Source organism: Candidatus Hydrogenedentota bacterium (genome assembly GCA_013359265.1).
Classification (GTDB): domain Bacteria; phylum Hydrogenedentota; class Hydrogenedentia; order Hydrogenedentales; family SLHB01; genus JABWCD01.
This window is the reverse complement of sequence record JABWCD010000035.1, coordinates 71,951-95,970: the sequence shown is the minus strand read 5'-3', so window position 1 is coordinate 95,970 and position 24,020 is coordinate 71,951. Positions and strand designations below refer to the sequence as shown.

Sequence of the window (24,020 nt, the reverse complement as noted above, 5' to 3'; positions counted from 1 at the left end):
ACCACAATCAGGAACTGCAAGAAAGAAGGAACCGAAACAATGAACATCTACGTGGGCAACCTGTCCTACACCACCACCGACGACGATTTGCGCGACGCGTTCGGCGCGTACGGCAAGGTCGATTCGGCCCGTGTCATCATGGACAAGATGACCTCGCGCTCGAAGGGCTTCGGCTTTGTCGAGATGGGCAACCAGTCCGAAGCGCAGGCCGCGATCGGCGGTCTCAACGGCAAGGAACTCGACGGCCGCACGCTCAACGTGAACGAAGCGCGCCCGAAGACCGAAGGCGGCGGCGGACGTGGCGGCGACCGCGGCGGGTACCGTGGCGGCGGCAGCCGCTGGTAATCCGGTCCGGTTCATCGCGAGACGTTTCAGGGCCGCGCGGGAAACTGCGCGGCCCTTTTTCTGTCACTGTGAATTCGGGCGAGGTCCTTCGCCGCGTGGTACACTGCTGATCCCGGCATAGAATTGATCGTACCGTCGACCCGGAGGCCGCCCATGCCAATGCGCATCCTGGCCATGCCTGCGCTTATCTGCCTAAGCGCCATTCCTGCGGGCGGCGCAGACATCGAGTACACGCTCATCTCGCGTTCGGCCGGGCCGCCTCGCTCCGTCGTCGCGCGGGACGGCTACGCATACGCCGGCGTAGGGCACCAACTTTGGGTGTTTGATATTGCGGCGTCGAAACCGGTACTCGTCTTCGAGTGTGACGCACTGCCGCGGCCCGTTGAAGGTATTGCACTAAAAGATGACCATGCCTTCGTAATTGCAGGCACGGCGGGCCTCTTCATTTACGACATCGCGACGCCCACCGCGCCGTCGCTCGTGTCAATGCTGGATACACCGGGTTTTGCAGTCGATGTTGCGGTCGCCGGGGAGACCGTGTACGTCGCGGCGCGCCGTGCCGGTTTGCGCATCATTGATATCTCATCCATCGAGTCGCCCATGGAAATCGACGACGTCGGCGGCGGGAATCTCCCTATTCTCAGCGTGGATGCGTTCGATGACGAGTTCATTGCGACATTCTATCCAACTGGGTTTGTGCGCAGTGCTGGAGGGGGGACAAGACCCACAATCGGCCACCCGTCGAAGCGAGCCGGCGAAGTATGGAATTCAGTTGTCGTTCGCGACGGCTACGCGTTCATCGCGGGTGGGAGTGCGGGCCTGCGCGCGTGGGACGTTTCGCAAATCAACGATATGCACGAAATCGGTTTCTCCAAGAAACCCGGCCCGGAAGACGCCTTCGATGTGACGCTCTCCGGCGATCTCGCGTTTGTCTCCGACCGCACCGTGTCCGACGGCGACGAACTCTACCGGCGCGGCGGTATGCGCATCGTGGACATTTCGGACCCGGCAGAACCAACCGAACTCGGGAGCGTTACGGGCGATATATGGTCTGTGGCGGTCAGCGGCGATCGTGCGATTCTCGCGGATTACACGCGCGGCCGACACCGGAACACCGGTTCGCTCGACATTGTCGATGTAACCGATCCCGCCAATCCGTCGCGAATGGGGGCGTTTACCGTTCCGCCGGAAATCAAGCCGCCAATGGTTGCGAACGGCACGGATGTGTATACCATCGACACGCATTTGCGCCGCTTCGACTTGAACGATCCTGCGCATCCGCATTTTGCATGGAGTCTTGCTCTTCCGCGCGATACCTACTTTCGAGGACGGCTAACCGGCCTTGCGGTAGCGGGTCAACGCGCATTCGTCGGAGGCGGGACGGCCGGCCTTCACATCGTTGATCTTTCGAATCCAGACCAACCAGAACGCACGACGACCGTCAACATAGAAGCGTACGACGTGTTGTCCGATGGGGATCGCGTCTTCGCGAGCGAATTGTTTGGAGGCCTGAGTATCGTCGATGCGGGCGACGCGATGTTGCCAAGCGTCGTCGGAACCATCGCGGGCAATTTCTCGGTGAGCGACATGAAAGTCGCCGGCGACGTGCTTTATGTGGCGCCGTATCCCGGCGCGTCGCTGATTATCTACGATATCGCGGACCCGGCAATGCCGATGGTCCTTGGCTATTACTTCACGGGCGAAACCATTCACCATATCGACATCGATGGAACGTACCTGTACCTGGCCGCCGGCGACGCGGACAAGCGAATCGAGGTGGCTGACGTGTCCGATCCGACCGATCCGCAATTTGTGAGCACGTTCGATATCCAATATGCGAATATAAGCGATATGACACTTGCAGCGAATTCGCTCTATTTCACGGTCCCCACCGTTCCAGGGGGCGGACTGCGCGTACTCGACGTCTCCGATCCGAGCAATCCGCGCAGGCAAGGCAAGTACGTGTTGCGGGGCGAATTCGCGCACGGGGTGGCGGTCCTCCCGGACAATATCGTCGCACTCGGCGGCTCGCTGGGGTTGCTTGTCCTGCAAGCGACGGCGATCGCCGGTCCCTGACGCAAATTCGAGGTCATTTCAATCGTGCCCCAATACATTGCATTCCTCCGCGCCATCAATGTGGGCGGACACACCGTCAAAATGGACGCGCTGCAGCGGGAGTTCGAGTCGCTTGGTTTCTCGAACGTCGAGACCTTCATCGCGAGCGGAAACGTCATCTTCTCGACAACGTCGACGAATGCATCCGCGCTCGAGGCCAAAATAGAAAATCGGCTCGCCGCTTCCCTCGGCTACGATGTCGAAACCTTTCTGCGCACACCTGCCGAGGTTGCTTCCATCGCATCGTACAAGACATTCGCAGATAGAGCAATAAAGTCGGCAGGCGCGTTCTGCGTTGGGTTCTTAAAATTACCCCTTGCAGCGCAGGCTTCGCGCGCGCTGTCGGCCCTGAAGTCCGATGTCGACGACTTTCACGCGAACGCCCGTGAAGTCTACTGGCTATGTAGGGTAAAGCAGAGCGAATCCAAATTCTCGAATGCCGTGTTTGAGAAGAAGGTGGGAGTGTCCACGACATTCCGCGGGATGAAAACGATCGAGAGACTGGCCGCAAAATTGGAGAAGAGGTGACTTCAAGCGATCGGACCTATGCTTTGCCGTTTTCGCTGCGCGGCACCCAGACAATGGGGTGACCTGCGAACACTTGCCCCTCTGGCGGCAGGTTGCGCACGACCCACTGCGGAAGCTTTCCGGTGGACTTCTGTTTGTCGTAAAACACCGGCCACCACTCGACCGGCAGGCGCAGCGGCTCTCCCGGTTCGAGGCGTGTGACTGCGTCCCATGCCGCACGCTCTACCATGTACCGCACACGGTCGGAAATCGGCAACTCATGGTTCGACTTCTGCATCGGGAACTGGCTCCATTCCCTTAAAGGATACCTCAAATCCGCTCCGTTTGGAATCCCAGCGTCCGCCAACGGTCTCGATAACGCAGGCAGGTCTCTTCGCTTAGTCATTAAATTGTGAAAGCTGCGTTAAATGGGAGCAGCGAACTTGATTTGAGTCCGGGTATGCTCCCGGCAAGTCGTGCAAGCGCGAGAGCAGGCAGTGATACCTTTCTGGCCCGAACTCAAATTTCCACCGCGCTGGCGTGGCTGGAAGCGTGCAGGCGGAGGATAGTTGTTCGTAATGTGGTTTGGGTGAGCCCCAGGATTCGCAGCGCCTCGGTGCAATCCAATTCGAGACTGCGCTCCATCTGCACAATGTGGTGCGCCAGCGAAGTGACGGCCACGGTATCGTGCGACGACGGCGCGCTTTCGGGGTTCATCAGGTGTTGGATGGTAACGACGATCGGTTCCGGCAGGTTCCACACGCGCGCCAGCTCCGCCCCCGCCTCGCATTCGGTGACGCCGTACAACTTTGCCTCGTGCTCGTGCCGCCGCTCGATAGGCCTCAATGCGAACACGCCTGGATAGTTCGCCGTGTCGAGCAGCAACAGGGCGAGGCTGCCAAGATTGTGCAGTAGCGCAGCCTCGTAAATCCCGGGTGTGGCCACGTTCGCATAGTTCTTTGCGATGCTTGCCGCCGTTTCCGCAACGGCCACGGCGGTCGACCGCCACTGCGTGAACGCGGCGTCTACGTGGCCCAGTTGTTCCTCCCAAACGGTCAGCGATTCGAGCGCGTGAAGTACACCGCGCATGCCCAGGCTGCGAATGGCCTCGTGCCGGTCGAGAATCGGGCGCCGCCGCGTCCATTCGCGCGCGTTCGCCTCGGACAGCACCCGCGCCAGCGCGATGGGATCGCGCGAGAGAATGTTTGCAGCGCGTTCGACGTTCAGCCCTCGGGCCGCGTCGAGCATCGTAAACCGGCGCTGGGTGTGCTTTGTCATCGGCAGGCTGTGCATCTCGCGAATGCGCGCAACGGTGTGCCGGGCCTGTTGTTCGTTTGTGCGGCGAACGTGCTTCGCGGAAACCCAGGCGGTGGATTCGGACGTGTGTCTTGCGCCGCAGGTTTCGTAGTCACCGGGATACAGCCGCCGCGCGGCTTCGTGGAATTCCTTTGCGCGGCACAACATCGGCTTTACGCGAAGTCCTGTCGACTGTTCGGCCTGCGCGATAGCGTCCACATCGAACGGGTATACCATCGCGACGGTTAGTAACCGCCCCAGCCTGTCCACCGGGATCAGTTCGTGCTGGAATACAAAACTGCGCGGCAAGAGTCCCACTACGTGCGGTTGCACGTTGCAGTGGACGGGGTTGATTGCCGGGAGCCCGCGCCGCGCCAGAAACTTGTACATCTGGTCCTGCTCGAGCATGCCAAGCTCGACCAATATGCTGACGGTCCGGCCGCCGCGATGTTGCTGGTGCTCCAACGCCCGCTGCAATTGGATGGAATCGATGAGATTCTCCTCCAACAGCAGCGCACCTACTCGAGTGCCTCGCATGCTCTGGCTCCCAAAGCCCATTGGCCCTTCTTACCGCCTCCCCAGTGGAGCGCCTTCGGTGCGCGAAGTGCAACAACCGGGCCAACTATGTGGCCTGGCTGGCGAACCTCACAAATTGCTGTAATGTCAAGGATTTGCCAAGTCAATTCCATTTGCACGCAATGCTTCTATCGTCGAGAGGACGCCGAAATGTATCGAGTATGGCAAAGAGTTTGTCAGCCCTGAACATATAGTGCGCGGCATGGCTGGCATCGTGCAGATGCGTCCGACACCTTAATTCATTGCGCCTACCATTACGGCGCGCCCGTGTCTGCTCCTACTCATTAGCCCAGAGCGTTGCACCTTCCGAAGCCTTGGCGGGCGACAGAAGGGGGTGTGGCGAAGTTTTTTTGTCGAATCGAGGGGGGCGTGGGCGGAGTTGTTTGCGCCGCTCCGGTGGGGTGGCGATGAATTCTTTGACGTAATAAGAGGGGGGTGTCGTATGGCTTTTTGACGGTTCAAGGGGGGCGCGGGGGCAAAATCGTCGTAAGTCCTGATTTCATGGTCGCCCGCCCGCCTGATACCCCCTTGGAGGTGTGCTGGGGTGTGGATTGCCAGGGGCGGCACACGTCGCGAGGAAGCGAGGAAGCTGCACGGCAAGAGGGTGACTTGCGAAGTCCGTGGTTGGCCAGTCGGGGCGACGTACTTTCATGCAGTGTTGTCCTATTCATTAGCCCAACGTGTTGCATACTCCTGCGCTTCAAGGTTCGGGGGACGGGTCCCTCCTTCGCATGGAGCTTCGGAGGGCGAGGCCGTCCTGTGCTTAGTGGAGACATGGAGCACTTCACTCGTAAACTTACGTGGCACAGACCACTTCAACGATTTAAGACAACAAGGGGCCTATTCATGAGCACTCCGGTGAACCGTCAAATCCTGCTGGCCGCCCGGCCGACCGGAACGATCAAGGCAAGCGACTTCAAATACGTGGAATCGGCGCCTCCCGTGCCCGGACCCGATCAGGCATTGGTCCGAAATCTGTACCTGTCGCTCGATCCCGCGATGCGCGGCTGGATGCGTGAAGGCGATTCATACATCGAGCCGGTGAAACTCGGCGATGTCATGCGCGGCGGCACTATCGGTGAAGTTGTGGCATCGAACTCTCCGGCCTTTGCGGTTGGCGACAAAGTATTCGGAATGGGCGGTTGGCAGGACTACTATCTCGTGCACGCGAAGAGCGGGGCGCGCGTGCTTCCCGCGGATGTTCCGTTTCCGCTCACCAGCTTTCTCAGCGTGCTCGGCATCACGGGCCTGACCGCCTATTTCGGATTGCTCGATGTGGGCAAACCGAAAGCGGGGGAGACCGTCGTCGTCTCGACAGCGGCGGGGGCGGTTGGCTCGATCGTCTGCCAGATTGCGAAGATCCAAGGCTGTCGCGTTGTAGGCATCGCGGGGTCAGACGAGAAATGTGCTTGGATCAAGAACGAGCTCGGCGTTGAAGCAGCGATCAACTACAAGACGCAGGACGTCGCCACGGAGTTGCGCACGGCTTGCCCGAAGAAGATCGACGTGTATTTCGACAACGTGGGCGGCGAGATACTCAACACGGTCCTCGGCATGATCAATGTTCATGCCCGCGTTGTCGTCTGCGGCGCGATTACGCAATACAACGCCACACAACCAACGCCTGGCCCGTCGAACTACATTACGCTCCTTACCAAACGATCGCGAATGGAGGGATTCGTTGTGATCGATTACATGGACCGCGCGATGGAAGGAATCATGCAACTCGGGCAGTGGCTTGCCGAGGGTAGGCTGCGCTACCGCGAAGACATCGTTGACGGACTGGAGCACGCGCCAACGGCGATCCTACGGTTGTTCAATGGTTCAAATACGGGGAAGTTAATCGTCAAAATTGCATAGCGGGGTAATCACGCCTGCCTGTTGCCGGGCCCTTCGCCCTGGGGGGCCGCGCGCCGTCCCAACCATGCCCGCGCAAATTCGACGACCGCGGGCATTACCGATATGACGATAATCGCGACGACGACGAACGAAAAATTCTCCTTCACGACGGGTACATTCGCGAAGAAGTATCCGCCCAAGGTCAACAGAAACACCCAGAGCAGACCGCCAAAGACGTTGTATGTGAGGAACTTCGCGTAGCTCATGCTGCCCACGCCCGCGACAAACGGCGCAAACGTACGCACGATGGGAACAAACCGTGCGATGATAATTGTCGACGGGCCGTACCGTTCGTAGAACTCGTGAGTCCGTTGGATGTGTTTCGGGTTAATGAATCGCGCGTTCTCACCGAAAATCTGGCCCAGCTTGTAGTTCACGCTGTCACCCAGTATCGCGGCTACAGACAAAGACACGAGCAACACCCAGATGTTCAACGACCCGGACGCCGCGAAGACGCCCGCCGCGAAAAGGAGCGAGTCGCCCGGCAGAAAGGGAGTGACTACGAGTCCCGTTTCGCAGAAGATGATTACAAACAGGATGACGTGAGTGAACGCGCCGTACTGCGAGATAATCTCGTTCAGGTGCTTGTCCAAATGCAGGAAGAGATCGAAAGCGTACTTAATCAGGTCGGTCACGAGATATCCTCACTTCGCGTTACAGCGGTGTAGCCGGTGAATTTGCGTCCGCGCGATACGTGGTCTTAATCGGTCAGGTCGCCTTGCCTTCGGCGTGTTCGATCGCGAGGCGTTCCACGAAATCAGGGTCGAGTTTCGGAAACAGCACTTCCGGTTGCCGCAGCGCCGCGCCCGCGGGCAGGCCGGCCTTTGCGGCATTCCATCCGTCGAGGCCGCCGCCGGGTCCGCCCGACGGCAAAGCGACGCCGAGTATGCCCGCGAGCTTCTCCGCGCCGTCCGGCACGAATGGAACGAGCGCGGCGCACAGCGCGCGCACTACCTGGCAGCAGACGTACAGCGTAGTCGCCGTGCGCTCGATGTCGGTCTTGCGTGTGGTCCACGGCGCCTTGGCATCGAAGTAGACGTTCGCCCTGCGGCCCATGTCGATGAGCCGTTCCGATGCCTGCCGGAACCGAAAGTTCTCTATGGAATCCGCGATACCGTCGAGTTGCGCCGGCAAGGAATCGAGCAGTGTGCGGTCGTCGACATCCAGTTCGCCCGGCGCCGGCACCTTGCCGTCGAAGTTCTTCACCGTCATCGTCAATGAGCGATGAACGAAGTTGCCGACAACATCGCATAATTCGCCATTGTACCGGTTCAGGAATTCGTCCCAGTCGAACGCGGCGTCTTTCCCTTCCGGCATGATCGCGCAGAGGTAGTAACGGATCGCGTCGCGGCTGAACCGCTCGACGAACCAGCGCACGCTGATCATGTTGCCTTTCGATTTCGATCCCTTCTCCGCTTTGCCGGTCGCGCGGTTGTAGACGTTGAGATATTCGTTGCCGATCACGTTGTCGGGGAGGACGTAGTCGCCCTGGCCCATGAGCATCGCCGGGAAGATGACCGCGTGGAACGGCACGTTGTCCTTGCCAATGAAGTGGACCAGCCGGGTGGACTTGTCCTTCCACCACAATTCCCACGCGCGTGGGTCCCCATTGGCGTCTATGCCCCACTGGCGCGTATTCGTCACGTACCCGATAGGCGCGTCGAACCAGACGTAAATGCGTTTCCCCTCGATGCCCTGCGCGTCGAGCGGAATTGGGACGCCCCAGTCGGTGTCGCGCGTGATGCACCGCGCGCGCAGTTCATTTACCCAGCCGTACGCAATGCCCTTCACGTTCGTGCGCCACTCAGGATGGCTATCGAGCCAATCCTTCAGTACGCCGGAGAAGTCCTGCAGCCGGAGGAACCAATGGGTCGAATCGCGCAGCACCGGTGTCGAGGAATCGCCCGGAATGTTCACGCGCGGTTTAATCAGGTCGTGGGCGGCGTACTGCGCGCCGCAGTTCTCGCATTCGTCGCCGGTGGCGTCCTCATACCCGCACTTTGGACAGGCGCCCTTCACATACCGGTCCGGCAGGAACTTTTGGGATTGCTCGGAGTACCACAGCTCCATCGACTGCTGGTCGATGTGTCCGCCTTCCAGCAACTTCGTGAAAAAGGCCTGCGTCGTGTCGGTGTGCAGGTCCCATGACGTACGGCCGTAGATGTCGTACGAAATACCAAGACTCGCAAACGCCTCGGCATTCGCCGCGTGATACCGGTCGATCACTTCCTTCGGCGAGATTCCTTCCTTCAATGCCGTCAGCGTAATCGGCACGCCATATTCGTCCGATCCGCCAACGTAAAGCACGGGCGCGCCGGCCAGCCGCTTGAACCGTACGTAGATGTCCGCGGGCAGATACGCTCCCGCGATATGCCCCAGGTGGATATGCCCGTTGGCATAGGGCAGAGCGCTCGTGACGAGCGTTCGAGCGAACGAGTTTTCGGCCGTCATGAAATCCTCTCAATACGTCCAACAAAATGCATACGAGCGCAAGATTGTATTGGACGGCGGCGGGGCGTGTCCATGACGTAGCTGGGAAGCGTAGGGATCAGGGCTGTGTGGACACGGTAAGGCCCTCGATTGGCTTGCCCTCTGTATCGCAGATTCTCAGGACAAACCCCCAATCCTTCTTCTGGTTGCAGACCTTCAGCAACAGCGGGGTGACGCCCTGATCGATGCCGAGGGGGAGAATTTCGCGGTCATAGACGATGCGGCCTACGTCGTGGCAGTCCGCGACGAGCTTACTGCCGAGCCACAGTTTCCACGTGTCATTCGCGCCCAGGCGAATCTGAATGTCGCGCTTGGCGTCGGAACGTAGATAACACAGGGCATACGCGCAGACGTCGTCGGAAGGCTGGTACATACCGGCGAGATTCACTGTAGCTTGGGAGGTGGGTGCATCGAATCGCTGCCATTCGACCTTGGCCGGGTCAACCTCCGGCGCGTACGCTTTTTCGTGTCCTTCACCGTCGGCGTTAGGGAACGGACCCGCGAAGAGCCAGTCCATCTGCGTGTGGAGCGCGTCGCGCGCGTCGACTTCCTTGCCCTGGTAAATCTCGAACCCGAGCGCGAACAGTGTGTCGCGGTTTCGGTGAATCGGGCTGCGTTGGTACACGTCCGCGGGCATAAGGTTCACTTCCAGCTCCTCCCGCGGTCCCGCGAACGTGGGAACGATGGCCAGGCCGAGGTCTGGGCCGTAATCGCGCAATTGCAGCGTGCGTAGCGATGCGGCGGTGGCGGTGTACTGTGCGCCGGAGATTACTTCGCGTTTGCGGACGACGTCGATATATCCATCCAACGGCTCCGCACTCGAGTACTTCTCCCTGTCGCGTCCAAGAAACCACGGACGAACATTGTGGCTGTAAATCCAGTTGTACTTGCGTCCCACCATCAACGATGCGGCAAACGCCTGCCTGAATTCCGCCAAGCTGGGCGGCGTGCCGTGATAATCTTCGGGGTCATCGCCGAACACCCAGATGCCTTCCGCAATGCTTCCCGTGCGTTGCCAGTACGCGAACGCGGACTCCGAGAGTTGGCGGTGCATAAGTTCCGTGTTCATCCAGGCGTGTCCCAACATGAAGCGGGCATTGGGGCGGCGATAGGTGTACTCGGTGCAAAGGTGTACGCCGCCGGGCGCGTCGCGCCGCGCCGCCACTTCGATCCAAGCCGCCTGGATGTGGGAGCCGAGCGACATGGAACTCTCCGGCAACGTGAGCAACACCATGCCGGGAAACTCGTCGTACATGGCTGTCGCGACGTTCGTCATGCGATCGCGAATTTTTTTCACGAGGCCGGCGCGCGTATAGCCGTTGTAGTCGTAGCCCTCCCACACGAAATGATACTGCTGCCAGACATACTCGATGTCGATGGCAAGTCCCGTGCAGCCCAAATCGCGCGCGAAGATCGCGAGTTGGCGGAACTGGTGCTCGATGCGCTGCCACGCCGTGTCGTTAAACCACTCGAAGGGATGCGAGAATGCGGTCGTCAAGAACACGTCGGCCCCAAGGGCGCGCGCCTTCGCGACGGCGCCGCTCGCCTTCTGAAACGTCGCGTCGGATTCCCCGATTGTCCACGGCGCGCCGTCGACGCCCCAGATATCGGTTGACCATTCGCCCGCAATGCCGGTGAGGAAGAATCCACCGTAACCGTGCTCGACCCAGTCTTCGACCTCCGCGGCAAGTTCATCGACGGTCACACTGTAGAGCAACGTCTTGGGCAACTGGCCGCTGGTGTCCGGGCCGTACGTAAGTCCGGGCTCGGCGTCCTTCGCCGTCCAACGCGGGTAGAGACCGGGCCCAGGCTTATACGGGCTATCGAGAAGGTCGGCGTCTGCGGCGCACAGACCGAGCAGTACAAGCGCGGCGATGCGTGAAACGTAGATCGGCTTCATAAATTCCCCCAATAGAAAGGCAAATGCAGACCACAGATTACACGGATTTCACTGATGGAAGAAAGTAGACGGATGCTTGGTCGCAGACCGACGGGAGGACGGTCCTGATCGTGGCAATCAGATTGACACTAGGCCGCGTAATGCTGGGCGACTTTACGAATTGCGGCGGCAGACTCCTCGATGTACTGCTCGGGCATGGCCTCGTGAATGGTGACTCGAACGCCGGTTTGCAGGATAGCTTCCGCTTCGGGCGTTTCGTGTTTCGAGTAGTCCATGGTCGTCAGGCCGAGGTCCTTCACCGGCCATTTCCCCGCGAAAAAGCCGTGCTGCAGGAAGACCGGGTTGTGGTGCATTGTCACCGGAATGTAGCCCGCCGAGCACTGCACGCCCTCCGCGCCCAGTGCCTTCACGAAAGTCGCGCGGTCGCAGGTGAACGCTTTCGGGTCCATGCGAAACATGTAGAACCAATACGAGCACCGGTCCTCGGGATGAACGTTGTGCGGCGTAATTCCGTTGATGCCGGCTATTCTCTCGCTCAAAAGATTGCCGAGCTTCGAGCGTGACGCGATGATGGCTTCAAGCCGCGTGAACTGCCCTGCGCCCACTGCGGCCTGAGGCTCGCTCATGCGGTAGTTCGTTGAGAAAAACTCGAACTGACCGCCCTTGATGCGGTCGAACCCCTTGTCGCCGTACCGCTGCAACTTCGGGCCAAACGTTTCGTCGTTGGACGCGACGACCCCGCCATCGCCGGTGGTAATGTGCTTTGAATTCTGGAGCGACCAACACGCGATGTGTCCGATCGAGCCAATAGGTTTGCCGCGGTACTTCGCGCCCCAGGCCTGCGCGCAGTCTTCGATCAGTACGAGGTTGTGTTTGTCCGCGATCGCCTTCAGCGCGTCCATCTCGCACGGGTTTCCGGCAAGGTGGACGGCGATAATCGCCTTCGTCTTCGGCGTGATGCGCTTCTCGACATCCGCCGGATCGAGGTTCAGGGTAGACGGATTCAAGTCCGCGAAGACGGGCACGCCCATCTGGTAAATGACGCCGATCACCGTGCCGATATCGGTCACCGGCGCGGTAATGACTTCATCTCCCGGTCCGATTCCCGCCGCCGCAACGGCAATGTGCAGTGCGGCCGTGCCTGACGTGCAGGTCATCACGTACTTCGCGGGGCATATCTGTTGAAACCGCTCGATAAAGATGCCCGTCTGCGGGCCCTTCCAATAGAACAGCGTGTCCTGGCCGAGCATTTGATCGAGGCGCTCGCGCTCGGGTTCGCCGAAACGCGGCGGCTGCGTGAATGCGGTCTTAACTGCTTTCTCGCCGCCTTCGGCTGCCAGTTTTGCGGCAGGTTGTTCGGCGGCCTGCGCCGCTCCGCCGGCGAGCGCCATGCCCGCCGCGGACGCCGCCAGAAAATCGCGTCGTAGAATTTCGTGTGGGTTTTGCATGGGCTGAGAATACTAGAGAGGCTCGGCGCTGGGCAATTGACGGCGGGGCGCATTCGTCTGACGCGCCCGATCGGTCAGAGCACCGGGAATTCCCGTAGGGCTGCGCCCCACCGCCGGTACATGAATGCGCATACTCCTTTGGAAGTACGGCGTTTTTCTGTGGTAAACTCGGTTCTTTCGCGGCGTAGAGGCTAATCGGCGCAATCCACCCCCGAGTATGCTTGGGGGTGTTCGATTGCCGGGGTTAACAATGGCAAAGATCACCAAGGCAGACGTGGAATACGTGGCTGGGCTGGCCCAACTCACGCTCGACGAGGCGACCAAGGAAAAGCTCGTGGGCGAGATGGGCGACATCCTCGCATACATGGACAAGTTGAATGAGCTGAATACCGACGGCATCGAGCCGACGATGCACGTGCTCCAGATGAGCAACGTGTTTCGTGAGGACGAGGTCCGGCCCTCGCTCGACCGCGACGCGGCGCTCGCCAACGCGCCCAAGACGGACGGCGAGTATTTTCTCGTGCCGAAGATTTTGGATGTAGGGGACGAGTAACCTTCGGAGAATATGCGAGGGGCACATCCCCCTAAATCCCCCTTCAAAGGGGGACTTAATACAACGCCAACGACGTCACATTGCAGTTCTTAAAGTCCCCCTTTGAAGGGGGATTCAGGGGGATGTAAACAGGAATAGGAATGAGCAACGACTGGTACAAAAAGACGGCGCATGAGATTCGCGACGCAGTGCGGGGCGGGAAGGTGTCGGCGCTCGAAGTGACCGAGAGCCATCTCGCGCGGATCGACGCCGTCGACGGCAGGGTGAAAGCGTTCATCGACGTCTGGGCGGACGCAGCGCGCGCGATGGCGCAATCCGTCGACGCGCGAATCAGGAAAGGCGAAGACGTCGGTCCGCTCGCGGGCGTTCCCGTGGGTCTGAAGGACGTGCTCTGCACCAAACTGGGGACAACGACCTGCTGCTCGAAAATCTTAAAAGGCTATCGTAGCCCCTTTGACGCAACTGCGGTTGAACGATTGCAGAACGCTGGCGCGGTCTTTCTCGGCAAGCTCAACATGGACGAGTTTGCGATGGGGTCGTCGACGGAGAACTCGTCGATACAGATCACGCGCAATCCGTGGAACCTTGATTGCGTGCCGGGCGGGTCAAGCGGCGGGTCGGCGGCGGCGATCGCAGCGGACGAATGCGCGATTACCCTCGGCAGCGATACCGGCGGGTCGATTCGGCAGCCCGCGGCGTGCGTGGGGTGCGTGGGAATTAAGCCGACGTACGGGCGCATCTCGCGCTACGGACTCGTCGCGTTTGCTTCGTCACTTGATCAGATTGGGCCGTTCACGAAGGACGTCGAAGACGCGGCGATCGCGCTCAATGTGATGTGCGGACGCGATCCGAAAGACTCGACATCGGCGGATATACCAGTCCCCGATTTTACGAAGGCGCTGAAGGCCGATGTTTCCGGCATGCGAATTGGACTGCCGAAAGAATACTACACCGACGCGCTCAACGCTGAGATGCGCGAGAAGATCATGGCGGCGGTCGCCGTTCTCGAGAAGGAAGGGGCGAAGGTCGTCGAAGTTTCCCTGCCGCACACCGACTACGCGATCGCGGTCTACTACATCATCTGCACGGCGGAGGCCAGCGCAAACCTCGCGCGGTTCGACGGCGTCCGTTACGGCTACCGCGCGCCAGGTGTCTCTTCTACACAGGAGCTGTACGCGCGTACAAAAACCGACGGGTACGGCCCGGAAGTGCGGCGCCGCATCATGCTCGGCACGTATGTGTTGTCGAGCGGATACTACGACGCGTACTACCTCAAAGCGCAGAAGGTGCGTTCGCTCATTCGCAAGGATTTCATGGACGCGTTCGAACAGTGCGATGTCGTGCTTACACCGACTTCTCCGACGCCCGCGTTCAAGATCGGCGAGAAGTCGGCGAACCCGCTGGAAATGTATTTGAGCGATATCTACACGATCAGCGTAAACCTTGCCGGAATCCCCGGGTTGAGTATGCCGTGCGGTTTGGTCGGTTCGGGATTGCCGGCGGGATTGCAGATCATGGCAAAGCCTTTCGACGAGGAAACAATTTTGCGCGTTGCGTATACCTATGAGCAGAAGCGTGGGTTTACAATGGGTGCGCCAACTGCCGTGCGGTAAGTCTTTGCTCAAAGCATTAGAGCGGAGGACAGGCTTATGCGATTGCGAGAAGCCCTGACGTGGAATCCATTGAACACGCCCGAAGTGAAGGAGATTGTGTCGCACGCTACGAAATTCGAGATCTTGCAGATGCAGGTATTGGGTGCTGCTGCAGGATTGTTGTTTGGCACGACCATGGCTCTCTTTTTCCATTGGATAATAGAACCATTGGCCGTGAGAAGCAGTTTTCTCGAAACCTTGGGGTTACTGTGCGTGCTAATTAGCCTACTCATATTTGAAGCGCTCGCAGTGCGGTGTGTTGTCCGATGGCAACTTTGCAGCACGGCATGGGCGCGCCAACATGATGTTAGCCGCAAGACGTTGAGAATTACTCGTTGGCCCTAATTAGAAGGTTGCAATGAAATACGAACCGGTCATCGGCATGGAAGTGCATGTCGAGTTGAGCACAAAATCGAAGGTCTTCTGCGGGTGCAGCACGAATTTTCATGCGCCCGCGAACACGAACGTGTGTCCAGTGTGTTTGGGGATGCCCGGCGTGTTGCCGGTGATTAACAAACGCGCCGTCGAGATGAGCGTGATGGTCGGCCTCGCGCTGAACTGCACGATCTCGCGCTGGTCGAAGATGGACAGGAAGAACTATTTCTATCCCGATCTTGCGAAGAACTACCAGATCAGCCAGTACGACCTGCCGTTGTGCCATGACGGATTCATCAGCATCAAGTCGAACGGTTCCACGAAGCGCATCGGCATTACGCGCGCGCACCTCGAAGAAGACACGGCGCGCAACACGCACACGATCGGCGGGGGCGACAGCGGCGTAGACTTCAACCGCTGCGGCGTCACGCTGCTCGAAATCGTGACGGAACCCGACATTCGCAGCGCGGACGAAGCGTTCGCCTATCTAACCGAATTGAAGCAACTCCTGCGCTATCTCGATGTCAGCGACTGCAACATGGAAGAGGGGTCGCTCCGCGCGGAGGCGAACATTAGCATTCGACCGGCGGGCACGGACGCGTTTGGCACCAAGACCGAGGTGAAAAACGTCGCGTCGTTCAGCGGCATTCAGAAAGCGATTGAATTCGAGATTGCCCGCCAGGCCAAGTTGCTCGACGAAGGCGGCAAGGTCGTACAGGAGACCCGCGGCTGGGACGCGGACCGCGGCATCACGTTCTCCCAGCGCGCGAAGGAATCCGCGCACGACTACCGCTACTTCCCCGATCCCGATCTCGTGCCCATTGTGGTTGACGAGGCGTGGGAGGGGCGCATCCGCGCGTCGCTGCCGGAGTTGCCGCAGGCGCGGCGGGCGCGGTTCGAGTCGGAGTACGGCCTGTCCGCGTACGACGCCGGTGTGCTCACGGCAGAGAAAGAGATGGCGGACTACTACGAAGCTGTGGTGAAGCAGGGCTGCGCGCCGAAGCAGGCCGCGAACTGGATATCGGTCGAGTTGCAGGCGCTCCTTACCGAACACAAGCAGGAGCTGACCGCGAGCAAAGTCACTGCCGGCCGCCTTGCGGCGATGCTGAAACTGATCGACGACGGCACCATCAGTGGTAAGATTGCGAAGGACGTGCTGCTCGACATGTTCGAGACGGGCAAGGACCCGAAGGCAATTGTCGAAGAAAAGGGCCTAGTCCAGATCAGTGATACCTCCGCGATCGAGGCCGCCGCGCGCGAGGTCATCGCGGCGAACCCCGGTCCCGTCGCGGAATTCCGCGGCGGCAAGGAAAAGACATTTGGCTTCCTCGTCGGCCAATTGATGAAGGCGACGAAAGGCAAGGCCAACCCGCAGTTGGCGAACGAGGTGTTGCGGCGCGTGCTGAAGGAAACGGAGTAGGCTTGGAATTGGGCCCAAAGGACGAAAGGCCCTTATGGGACGTACAGGTCGTATAGGTCCTATGTAAGAAGGCTATGAGAAGTAAACACGCCGGAAAACAAGATACTATTGAAGAACGTAGTTAAAAAAGCGCCGGCCCCCGAGCCGGATTTCATGCCGGACACGCGGCGCATCGCCACGCTGGCGGACGAACACAAGGCCATCGACATCCGCGCCTACGACCTGCGAGGGCTGACCGTCATTGCCGACAGCTTCGTTATTTGCACTGCGAACAGCGAACCGCACGTGAAGGCGGTGTCGAGCGCAATTCTCTCGGGCATGCGCGAGATCGGCGTGAAGGCCCGCCACTCCGAGGGCAACTACCGCAACGGATGGCTCGTGCTGGACTACGGGAACATCATTGTCCATATCTTCCGCAAGGAACAGCGGGAGTTTTACGATTTGGACGGACTGTGGGGCGACGCGCCGCGCATCAAGCTTGACTTGTAATCGTGGGCCGATACGCCCTATAAAAGCTCCGGCATGGCGACAAAAGAAGAATTACCCGATCGACTAAGGATATACCGGTTCAAGTGCGACCGGCTCCTCGGGAGGGGCGGCACCGGGACCGTGTACCGGGCAATTGACACCGAGAAGGGCGAGGTCGTCGCCATCAAGGTGTTTCACGCCAACTTTTTCCGCAACGCCAGCCAAGTGAAGGACTTCGCAAAGAGCGTCCAGTCCTTCAAGAAATTCAATCACACCAACGTCGTTCGCGTCATGGAGTTCATCGAGGGCGAGGAAGGCCTCTGCCTCACGATGGAATACTGCGACGGGCCCGACTTGAAGTGGTACATCGAAAACCGCCCCTGGAACCTCGAAGAACGCCTGGTCATCGTCGCGCAGATTTGCAACGGGTTGCAGTACATCCACGATCAGGGGTTCACGCACCACGACCTGAAACCGGGCAACATTCTATTTACGCGAAAGGGAATCGCGAAGCTGTCGGACTACTCGCTCTGCCGCGCGAGGTCCTTGCCGTTTCTCGATTCGGGATTGGTCGAGCAGATCACGCCCATGTACGTCGCGCCGGAAATCATCGAGGGGAAGAGGGCCACGCACCGGAGCGACATCTATTCGCTGGGCATCGCGCTGTACTTGATGTTCAGCGGGAAGTTGCCCTTCGAGGTGGACAGCCTGCAGCGCCTATATCAAATGCACCTGCGCCAAATTCCGTTCCATCCGCACCAAATCAACCGCCGCTGCCCTCAAGCGCTTGGCGACGTGATCATGAAGATGATCGATAAGGACCCCGCAAAACGCTACGAGAGCTGCGACCAGCTCCGCATCATCCTCTCCGACGTCTGCAAACCGCGCATATAAGCCTTTCCAAAAAAAAGCGTCGCCGCGCGACACCGATACGGCGCGCGCGGCGATGATCGAATGTCGAAGGGCGGTTAGCGCCACCACTGCGAGTACAAATCGATGAGGAAGAATTCGGATGGGATCAAATCTAGAAACAGGAAGCTCTGGAACGCGGAAATCTGTAGGACATATGCCAGCACGAACAACGTCAGCATTTGTAGTTCCTTCTAAGTTAACCCGCCTCTGCGGAAGCCCCAGCCATCATCTAACGCCAATACTTACGAAGTTCCACCGCCGCCGGATGTGGTGCCACCGCCGTAGAAGTTCTTGTACGGCAGTACGGTAATAAGTCCTTGGAGCGAGTTCGAAACTTCGCCAAGGCTGGCGAACGATCCGAATACGAGATTTATACCGTTGGTGAGATATACTAGCAGCGTATCGTACTTAAGCTGTTGAACGGTCTGGGCCATCCGCGGCGATTTTGTCACTTCGTAAATGTGCCTGTTGGTTCGCATCAATTCCTCCACCCTTCGCCAACGCGCGATCTGTTAGTTGTGTCCAAGCTTGCGTTACGTTCTAGGAATTCGTTTCGTCGATATCCTCGAAGACGATCTCGATCCACGCGCCGAGCCCGAGAGAATTGACGAAGACAGCACTACTGAGCAGGGTAATCCAATCGAATGTACCGACTATCCCTGTCGTCAGCAGTGTGCTGGCTTCCTGCTTGAACAGCAGCTTCGACGCGTACGCAGACTGGGCCTGTGCGGGCTTGCGCGTAACTGCCTTGGTGTGCTTCATTCTGGTGTTGCCTCCCACACGGCCGGTTGGGCCGTACCTTCGTGGTGCTCCGCTGCGCGGTCCCGAATAGCGGGACGCAGACAAGCCGCACCGGTGTCAACCGTTGTCACTCGATCTCGACATGACGAGTTCGGTGGCCCCTGACCCTCAAACCCACACTAAGCCAGTTGGATCATTGACCCTACCGCATTCGGGCGCAGGCCGCTTCGCCCGATAGTCCACATACTATACACCGGAACTGGCGATTTATGTCAACCGCAGAATTATCCGATTGCACATTTCGACGCCAGCGCCGTATGGGTCCCATGAATCACAGCCGGGGTCCCGCTTCGCGCGCCAGCCGAACGCCCTCGGCCGTGTTTTCAAAGCGCCGGAAATTGTCGATGAACATCTGCGCCAGCTTTCGCGCGGTCGCATCGTACGCGGCGCGGTCGTGCCACGTCTCGCGCGGGTTCAAGAGGTGCGAATCGACGTCGTGGACGAACTTCGGCACATGGAACCCGAAGATCGGCATGTCCGTGTACTCCGCGCGGGACAAGGTCCCATCCAGAATCGCGTCGATGATGTGCCGCGTCTCGACCAGGCCCATGCGATGTCCCACTCCGTATACGCCCGCCGTCCAGCCGGTGTTCACGAGGTACGCTTCGGCGTGGTGATCGTGCATCTTCCGGCCGAGGATGCTTGCGTACGCCGTTGGATGCAGCGCGAGGAACGCCGCGCCGTAGCATGTCGAGAACGTGGCCTTGGGTTCGGTGACACCGAGTTCGGTGCCGGCCACTTTCGCGGTGTATCCGCTGAGGTATTGGTACATGGCCTGGTCCGGCGACAGCTTGGCGACGGGGGGGAGCACGCCGAACGCGTCGCACGCGAGGAAGATAATCTTGTTCGGGTGGCCGCCCTTGGAGACGGGCTTGACGATCTTGTCGATGTGGTAGAGCGGATAGGATACCCGGCCGTTCTCCGTCTTGCTGGTGTCGGCGAAATCCACCGTGCCATCCGCCAACACGCGGACGTTCTCGAGCAGCGCGTCACGCTTGATCGCGTGGTAGATTTCGGGTTCGCTCGATTCTTTCAGGTTTATCGTCTTGGCGTAGCATCCGCCTTCAAAGTTGAAGACCCCGTGGTCGTCCCAGCCGTGCTCGTCGTCGCCGATGAGCAGCCGGTGCGGGTCCGCCGAAAGCGTCGTCTTGCCCGTACCCGAGAGCCCGAAAAACAGCGCGGTATCGCCGGCCTTGCCCATGTTCGCCGAACAATGGAACGCGCCGATGCCGCGCAGCGGCAGGAAGTAATTCATAATCGTGAAGATGCCTTTCTTCATCTCCCCGCCGTACCACGTCCCGCCGATAACGGTCATGCGCTCCTTAATGTTGAACGCCGCGAACACCTCGGTACGAAGGCCCCATTTTCCCGGGTCCGGGCACGTGGCCTTCGACGCGTTCAGGATGGTCCAATCCGGTACGAACGTTTCGAGTTCGTGCTCGTCCGGGCGGATGAACATGTTCTTGCAGAAGTGCGCCTGCCACGCCACCTCCGTCACAATGCGGACAGACAGGCGTGTCTCCGGGTTCGCGCCACAGTAGCCGTCGATGATGTAGAGGCGTTTCCCGTTCAGTTGGTCAATGGCGATTTCCTTGAGGTGCGCCCACGCTTCCTCGCTCAAGCGCCGGTTGTTGGAGCCCGGATTTTCCGGCCCCGACCACCAGATGTGATCGCGCGACGTCTCTTCTTCGACGACGTATTTATCCTGCGGCGAGCGGCCCGTAAACCGGCCGGTGTCCACCGAGACGGCGCCGAACCGTGTCTGGAAACAGCGCTCCAGCCCTTCAAGCGCGGGGTCAATCTCGTGTTCGTACAGCTCGTCGTACGTGGGGTTGCGAAATATCTCCATCCAGGACGATATGCCGGTCGAGGACATGTCGAGATTGCGATGATTGGCGGTAGTCATTCCGCTCATGATTTCCTCGTCCCCCCGGATGGAATTGCGGCCAAAGGTAGATGATTCTACCAAGTTCGCCCGCGATCATCCAACGTTTGAATCGGCATTTGCAATGTAGAAGGTTAACGATTACCATTCGCGCTGGATACCCCGCATACGGCGCAACCTGCGCAAGCGAAGGAGCATCATGGCCGACAACAAGAGTCGTGTTTTCACGAGCGGCGAAGTAGCCCAGATTTGCGGTGTCTCGCCCGACACCGTTTCGCGCTGGTTCGATATGGGACAGATCGAAGGCTACCGGCTCGGTCCCGGCGGGGACCGGCGCATCCCGTTCGACAGCCTGCGCCAGTTTATGCTGAACCACGGCATTCCGCTCGACCGGCTCGAGGAAGGCGAACGCCGAATCCTCGTGGTGGACGACGACCCGTACTATTTGGACGTGATACCCGCGGCGCTCACCAAGGCGTCCGACTATCAAGTATTTGTGGCGTCCACTGGGTTCGACTGCGGCGCGCTGGTCGCCGAGCACAACCCGCACCTCATCATCCTCGACATCCACCTTTCCGACATGGACGGACGCATGGTCTGCGAGCGCGTGAAGTCCCGTCCGGAAACCCGCAATACGCGCATCTTAGCGATTTCAGGGTATATCGATGACGACGAAGCGAAGATGCTGACGGACTATGGCTTCGACGACTACGTGAAGAAGCCTTTCAGCCTGGCGGAACTAGGCGATCGCGTGGAAAAACTGCTCGCGCTCCCCGCCTCGCGCATCGCGCGGCCAAAGAGTCAAGTCTGACGTTCGGCCCCAAGACCACGGCGAGTTCTTCAGGCCTTCTCGTCTTAATCAACGGGTTCGGCCTGCGATCGCGCTTTATCTCTATCCTTCAGCGGCGAGAATCTCCACGCCCGCTGCCTCTCGCAACTCGGCCATGTAGGCACTCCGGCCGTTCAGGTAGTCTCGCCTTACCTGCGGGGCCAATTCCTCGCGTATTGCGAGATCGATCTGCTGCCAGACGGCGCCGTGTTGCGCGGGGTCCTGAGGCAGATCCGGAAAATCGTCGGTATGCTGCTCGTAGTACTCGCGAACCATCTCCTCGGTAACGTACGGCAATGGCACCCCGTTCCTCTGAAGCAGTTGCTTTTCAATCAGTTGTGTCTCGGCCTCGACCGCTTCGGCTTCGATAATGGCCTGCTGATTCCCGATGGGGTCTACAACGTCGTCGTCGTGTCGGCGGGATTCGCGGAGTTTCGCCAACTTCGCCATATCCTCGGAAGATAGTGTGATACCCGCCCGCCGCGCCTCGGAAATCACGAGGTGCTGTTCAATAGCTCGATTGAGGAGGAATTGGAATTGTTCCCGCGAAATCGATATCTCGGTCGTTTCAGAGCCGAATGACGAGGGGGCGGCGTCGGTAGCAGTAATCTCGACGCCGTTGACCCGCGCGAGCACCTGCGTTTTGCACAAGGTCACGCCGGATTCTGAGGCGTCGCCGACCGCAGAGGTGTTCTCTGTGTCACGCCGAGCGGACTGGTTTCCCGAATCCACCTCAAAACGATCGGTCGCTGACCCAACGGACGCGGGTCTTATGGTCGCATCCCCTTCACTCGCGCGCACTCGGGCCTGTTGAACTTGGGATATGGAACTCCCTTTCGCCTGATCCGTTGGACCCTGAGGGCCTGAGCGATACGCCAGGAGTACAACCGCAGCGCCTATCAGCACAACCAGAGCTATGGCAAGACGCCCGCGATTCACAGCGAATGTCCCACTCACCGGTCACACCTCCTTTCCTAGGGACGGGCGCGACCCGTTGTCGCGCCCGTCCGTGTCGTGCCTGCCACCTAAAATTACTTGCTTTCGAGCGTGGCGTCTTCCCGTCCCACGATAACGCCCGGCTCGGTGTTGTTCTCCGCAGTCACGTCGATCCGGAAGAAACGCGTCGCATTGTTTATTGTGCCAGCCTCAAACCCGTTCGTCTTCAGATTGAACTGGAAATGTCCACCCACCAACGCCATCGTGCTTTCCGTGTCGCCAACACCGTTGAAGTCCTCGGGAAGGTCGTTCACCAGTGTTGATGTCGACCCGGCTTGGGCACGCTCTGTCACATCAATTCGCAGTGTCAAAGCTGGGCCGACCGCGCCTGTCACATCGTTGCCGGCACAGTCGAACAGTTTAACCTTCACCGGAATCGTCTGGCCCACCTTGAATTTGTTGATGGCGTCGAGGTCGGTTTCTATGTCGTTGGCGGCGTTGTCATCCTCCAGGGGAGACTGGAAGGCAATTCGCAACGGCGAGAGCACGGTTACGGTGAAGGAGCATGTGCTCGTGTTGCCGCTCGAGTCCACCGCTGTGCACGTTACCGAATGTATGCCCGGCCCAAGCACGCTACCGGATGCCGGTGTGCAGGTCACGCCAACGACGGGGTCGCAGTTGTCCGTGGCCGTAGCTTCAACAAACGATACATGTCCCAAGCATTCCGCGACGACGACCTGGTTACCTGGACAGTTAATCTCCGGTGCCGTCGTGTCCAGCACGTGCACCATGAAGCCGCAACTGCTCGTGTTGCCGGAGGTATCGGTGGCGGTAAGCGTCACCGGTATGTCTCCCTTGCCCACGGTAGTACCCGGTGCCGGGCTCTGGCTCACCGACGCCACGCCGCAGTTATCCGATGCATTCGCCAGCGACGTGAAGTCCGGCAGTGAGGCCTGACAGTCAGCGCCCACCGAAAGGTTCTGATCGGCGGGGCACGTTATGGTTGGATCAGTAGTATCGGCGATACTCACCGTGAAACTACAGCTGACGCTGTTTCCCGCACCGTCATCCGCGGTCAATGTGATCGTGTAGTCTCCCGGACCCACCAGAGTGCCAGGAGCAGGGTTCTGCGTTACGGTCGCAATACCGCATGGATCGACCACTGTTGCCGAGTCACGATAATCGGGCAATGCCACGTCGCAATTGGAACCGACCGAAATGTTCTGATTGCCAGGACATGTAATCTCCACAGGGCAGTCGGGCTCCTGCGCCTCGCTTGCACCAATGTCGACTATCCGGCAAGGCTCTATCGGGGGACAAGGCACAATATCCACGAAGCGGGGATGGCCGTAAATGTCTATCGGCAGTTGTTCGACAACGTCCCCATCGTCATCTAGGTCGACCAAATCAGTCGGAACGGCGATATCGTCACCCATGTCAACGCCCACCGGCGAAGAAATATCGAGGCGATATGACCCCGGTATAAGAGTCGGGGTGTCATCCCGATGATGCGGCGGTCCCATCGTGAAGTCATCATCCTTCGTGATGGAATCCGTGATATGTATTGTGCTTCGCGGTTCGATGTTGTCGGGACCATTGTCCAAGAAGATAGT

At 59.4% G+C, this 24,020-nt stretch carries 20 protein-coding genes; 10 read left to right on the top strand and 10 right to left on the bottom strand.

What is annotated here, in order from left to right; all coding sequences use genetic code 11:
* The first annotated feature begins 39 nt into the window (after window positions 1-39).
* The 3 genes from HUU46_23535 (at window position 40) to HUU46_23525 (ending at window position 2,988) form a co-directional block, all read left to right on the top strand.
* Window positions 40-345 carry an RNA-binding protein gene (locus HUU46_23535; protein ID NUM56614.1) on the top strand — a complete coding sequence of 102 codons (306 nt, stop codon included), beginning with the start codon at window positions 40-42 and terminating at the stop codon, window positions 343-345.
* A 153-nt stretch (window positions 346-498) separates the two neighbouring features.
* On the top strand, window positions 499-2,421 hold the full coding sequence (locus HUU46_23530) for a hypothetical protein (GenBank protein ID NUM56613.1): 1,923 nt from the start codon (window positions 499-501) through the stop codon (window positions 2,419-2,421).
* Between the two features lie 24 nt (window positions 2,422-2,445).
* Complete coding sequence (locus HUU46_23525) at window positions 2,446-2,988, top strand: DUF1697 domain-containing protein (protein ID NUM56612.1); 543 nt, start codon at window positions 2,446-2,448, stop codon at window positions 2,986-2,988.
* A 16-nt stretch (window positions 2,989-3,004) separates the two neighbouring features.
* On the opposite strand, the gene HUU46_23520 is transcribed toward HUU46_23525, so the two are convergent.
* Window positions 3,005-3,265 carry a hypothetical protein gene (locus HUU46_23520; GenBank protein ID NUM56611.1) on the bottom strand — a complete coding sequence of 87 codons (261 nt, stop codon included), beginning with the start codon at window positions 3,263-3,265 and terminating at the stop codon, window positions 3,005-3,007.
* Window positions 3,266-3,486: 221 nt separating this feature from the next.
* Window positions 3,487-4,800, bottom strand: a complete 1,314-nt coding sequence (locus HUU46_23515) for an HDOD domain-containing protein (GenBank protein ID NUM56610.1) — start codon at window positions 4,798-4,800, stop codon at window positions 3,487-3,489.
* Window positions 4,801-5,685: 885 nt separating this feature from the next.
* On the opposite strand from HUU46_23515, the gene HUU46_23510 reads away from it, so the two are divergent.
* Window positions 5,686-6,699, top strand: coding sequence for an NADP-dependent oxidoreductase (locus HUU46_23510; GenBank protein NUM56609.1), 1,014 nt, complete (start codon window positions 5,686-5,688; stop codon window positions 6,697-6,699).
* 8 nt (window positions 6,700-6,707) lie between these two features.
* On the opposite strand, the gene HUU46_23505 is transcribed toward HUU46_23510, so the two are convergent.
* The 4 genes from HUU46_23505 to HUU46_23490 all read right to left on the bottom strand — a co-directional run bounded on the left by HUU46_23505 (window position 6,708) and on the right by HUU46_23490 (window position 12,576).
* Window positions 6,708-7,373 (bottom strand): DedA family protein, encoded by a 666-nt coding sequence (locus HUU46_23505; GenBank protein ID NUM56608.1) that lies wholly within the window; start codon window positions 7,371-7,373, stop codon window positions 6,708-6,710.
* Window positions 7,374-7,446: 73 nt separating this feature from the next.
* Window positions 7,447-9,189, bottom strand: a complete 1,743-nt coding sequence (gene metG, locus HUU46_23500; GenBank protein NUM56607.1) for a methionine--tRNA ligase — start codon at window positions 9,187-9,189, stop codon at window positions 7,447-7,449.
* Between the two features lie 97 nt (window positions 9,190-9,286).
* Window positions 9,287-11,128 (bottom strand): hypothetical protein, encoded by a 1,842-nt coding sequence (locus HUU46_23495; GenBank protein ID NUM56606.1) that lies wholly within the window; start codon window positions 11,126-11,128, stop codon window positions 9,287-9,289.
* Window positions 11,129-11,256: 128 nt separating this feature from the next.
* Window positions 11,257-12,576: a DegT/DnrJ/EryC1/StrS family aminotransferase gene (locus HUU46_23490; protein NUM56605.1), complete on the bottom strand. Its 1,320-nt coding sequence runs from the start codon at window positions 12,574-12,576 to the stop codon at window positions 11,257-11,259.
* Window positions 12,577-12,826: 250 nt separating this feature from the next.
* Here HUU46_23490 and gatC point away from each other — a divergent pair, with 250 nt between their 5' ends.
* The 5 genes from gatC to HUU46_23465 all read left to right on the top strand — a co-directional run bounded on the left by gatC (window position 12,827) and on the right by HUU46_23465 (window position 17,938).
* Complete coding sequence (gatC, locus tag HUU46_23485) at window positions 12,827-13,129, top strand: Asp-tRNA(Asn)/Glu-tRNA(Gln) amidotransferase subunit GatC (protein NUM56604.1); 303 nt, start codon at window positions 12,827-12,829, stop codon at window positions 13,127-13,129.
* 140 nt (window positions 13,130-13,269) lie between these two features.
* Window positions 13,270-14,742 carry an Asp-tRNA(Asn)/Glu-tRNA(Gln) amidotransferase subunit GatA gene (gene gatA, locus HUU46_23480; protein NUM56603.1) on the top strand — a complete coding sequence of 491 codons (1,473 nt, stop codon included), beginning with the start codon at window positions 13,270-13,272 and terminating at the stop codon, window positions 14,740-14,742.
* A gap of 397 nt (window positions 14,743-15,139) precedes the next feature.
* The gene (gene gatB / locus HUU46_23475; GenBank protein NUM56602.1) at window positions 15,140-16,576 is read left to right on the top strand and encodes an Asp-tRNA(Asn)/Glu-tRNA(Gln) amidotransferase subunit GatB; all 1,437 of its coding nucleotides are present in this window, start codon (window positions 15,140-15,142) and stop codon (window positions 16,574-16,576) included.
* Between the two features lie 108 nt (window positions 16,577-16,684).
* Window positions 16,685-17,065, top strand: a complete 381-nt coding sequence (rsfS, locus tag HUU46_23470; GenBank protein ID NUM56601.1) for a ribosome silencing factor — start codon at window positions 16,685-16,687, stop codon at window positions 17,063-17,065.
* Window positions 17,066-17,098: 33 nt separating this feature from the next.
* Window positions 17,099-17,938: a serine/threonine protein kinase gene (locus HUU46_23465; protein NUM56600.1), complete on the top strand. Its 840-nt coding sequence runs from the start codon at window positions 17,099-17,101 to the stop codon at window positions 17,936-17,938.
* A 260-nt stretch (window positions 17,939-18,198) separates the two neighbouring features.
* Here the strand turns inward: HUU46_23465 and HUU46_23460 are convergent, their stop codons facing one another.
* The 3 genes from HUU46_23460 to pckA form a co-directional block, all read right to left on the bottom strand.
* On the bottom strand, window positions 18,199-18,435 hold the full coding sequence (locus HUU46_23460; GenBank protein NUM56599.1) for a hypothetical protein: 237 nt from the start codon (window positions 18,433-18,435) through the stop codon (window positions 18,199-18,201).
* Window positions 18,436-18,496: 61 nt separating this feature from the next.
* Window positions 18,497-18,718 (bottom strand): hypothetical protein, encoded by a 222-nt coding sequence (locus tag HUU46_23455; GenBank protein NUM56598.1) that lies wholly within the window; start codon window positions 18,716-18,718, stop codon window positions 18,497-18,499.
* A gap of 310 nt (window positions 18,719-19,028) precedes the next feature.
* Window positions 19,029-20,663 carry a phosphoenolpyruvate carboxykinase (ATP) gene (gene pckA / locus HUU46_23450; protein NUM56597.1) on the bottom strand — a complete coding sequence of 545 codons (1,635 nt, stop codon included), beginning with the start codon at window positions 20,661-20,663 and terminating at the stop codon, window positions 19,029-19,031.
* Between the two features lie 178 nt (window positions 20,664-20,841).
* Between pckA and HUU46_23445 the strand changes: the two genes are divergently transcribed.
* Window positions 20,842-21,453 (top strand): response regulator, encoded by a 612-nt coding sequence (locus tag HUU46_23445; GenBank protein ID NUM56596.1) that lies wholly within the window; start codon window positions 20,842-20,844, stop codon window positions 21,451-21,453.
* 81 nt (window positions 21,454-21,534) lie between these two features.
* Here the strand turns inward: HUU46_23445 and HUU46_23440 are convergent, their stop codons facing one another.
* A complete protein-coding gene (locus HUU46_23440) occupies window positions 21,535-22,128 on the bottom strand; it encodes a hypothetical protein (protein ID NUM56595.1) in 594 nt (197 codons plus the stop codon).
* Window positions 22,129-24,020: the final 1,892 nt, after the last annotated feature.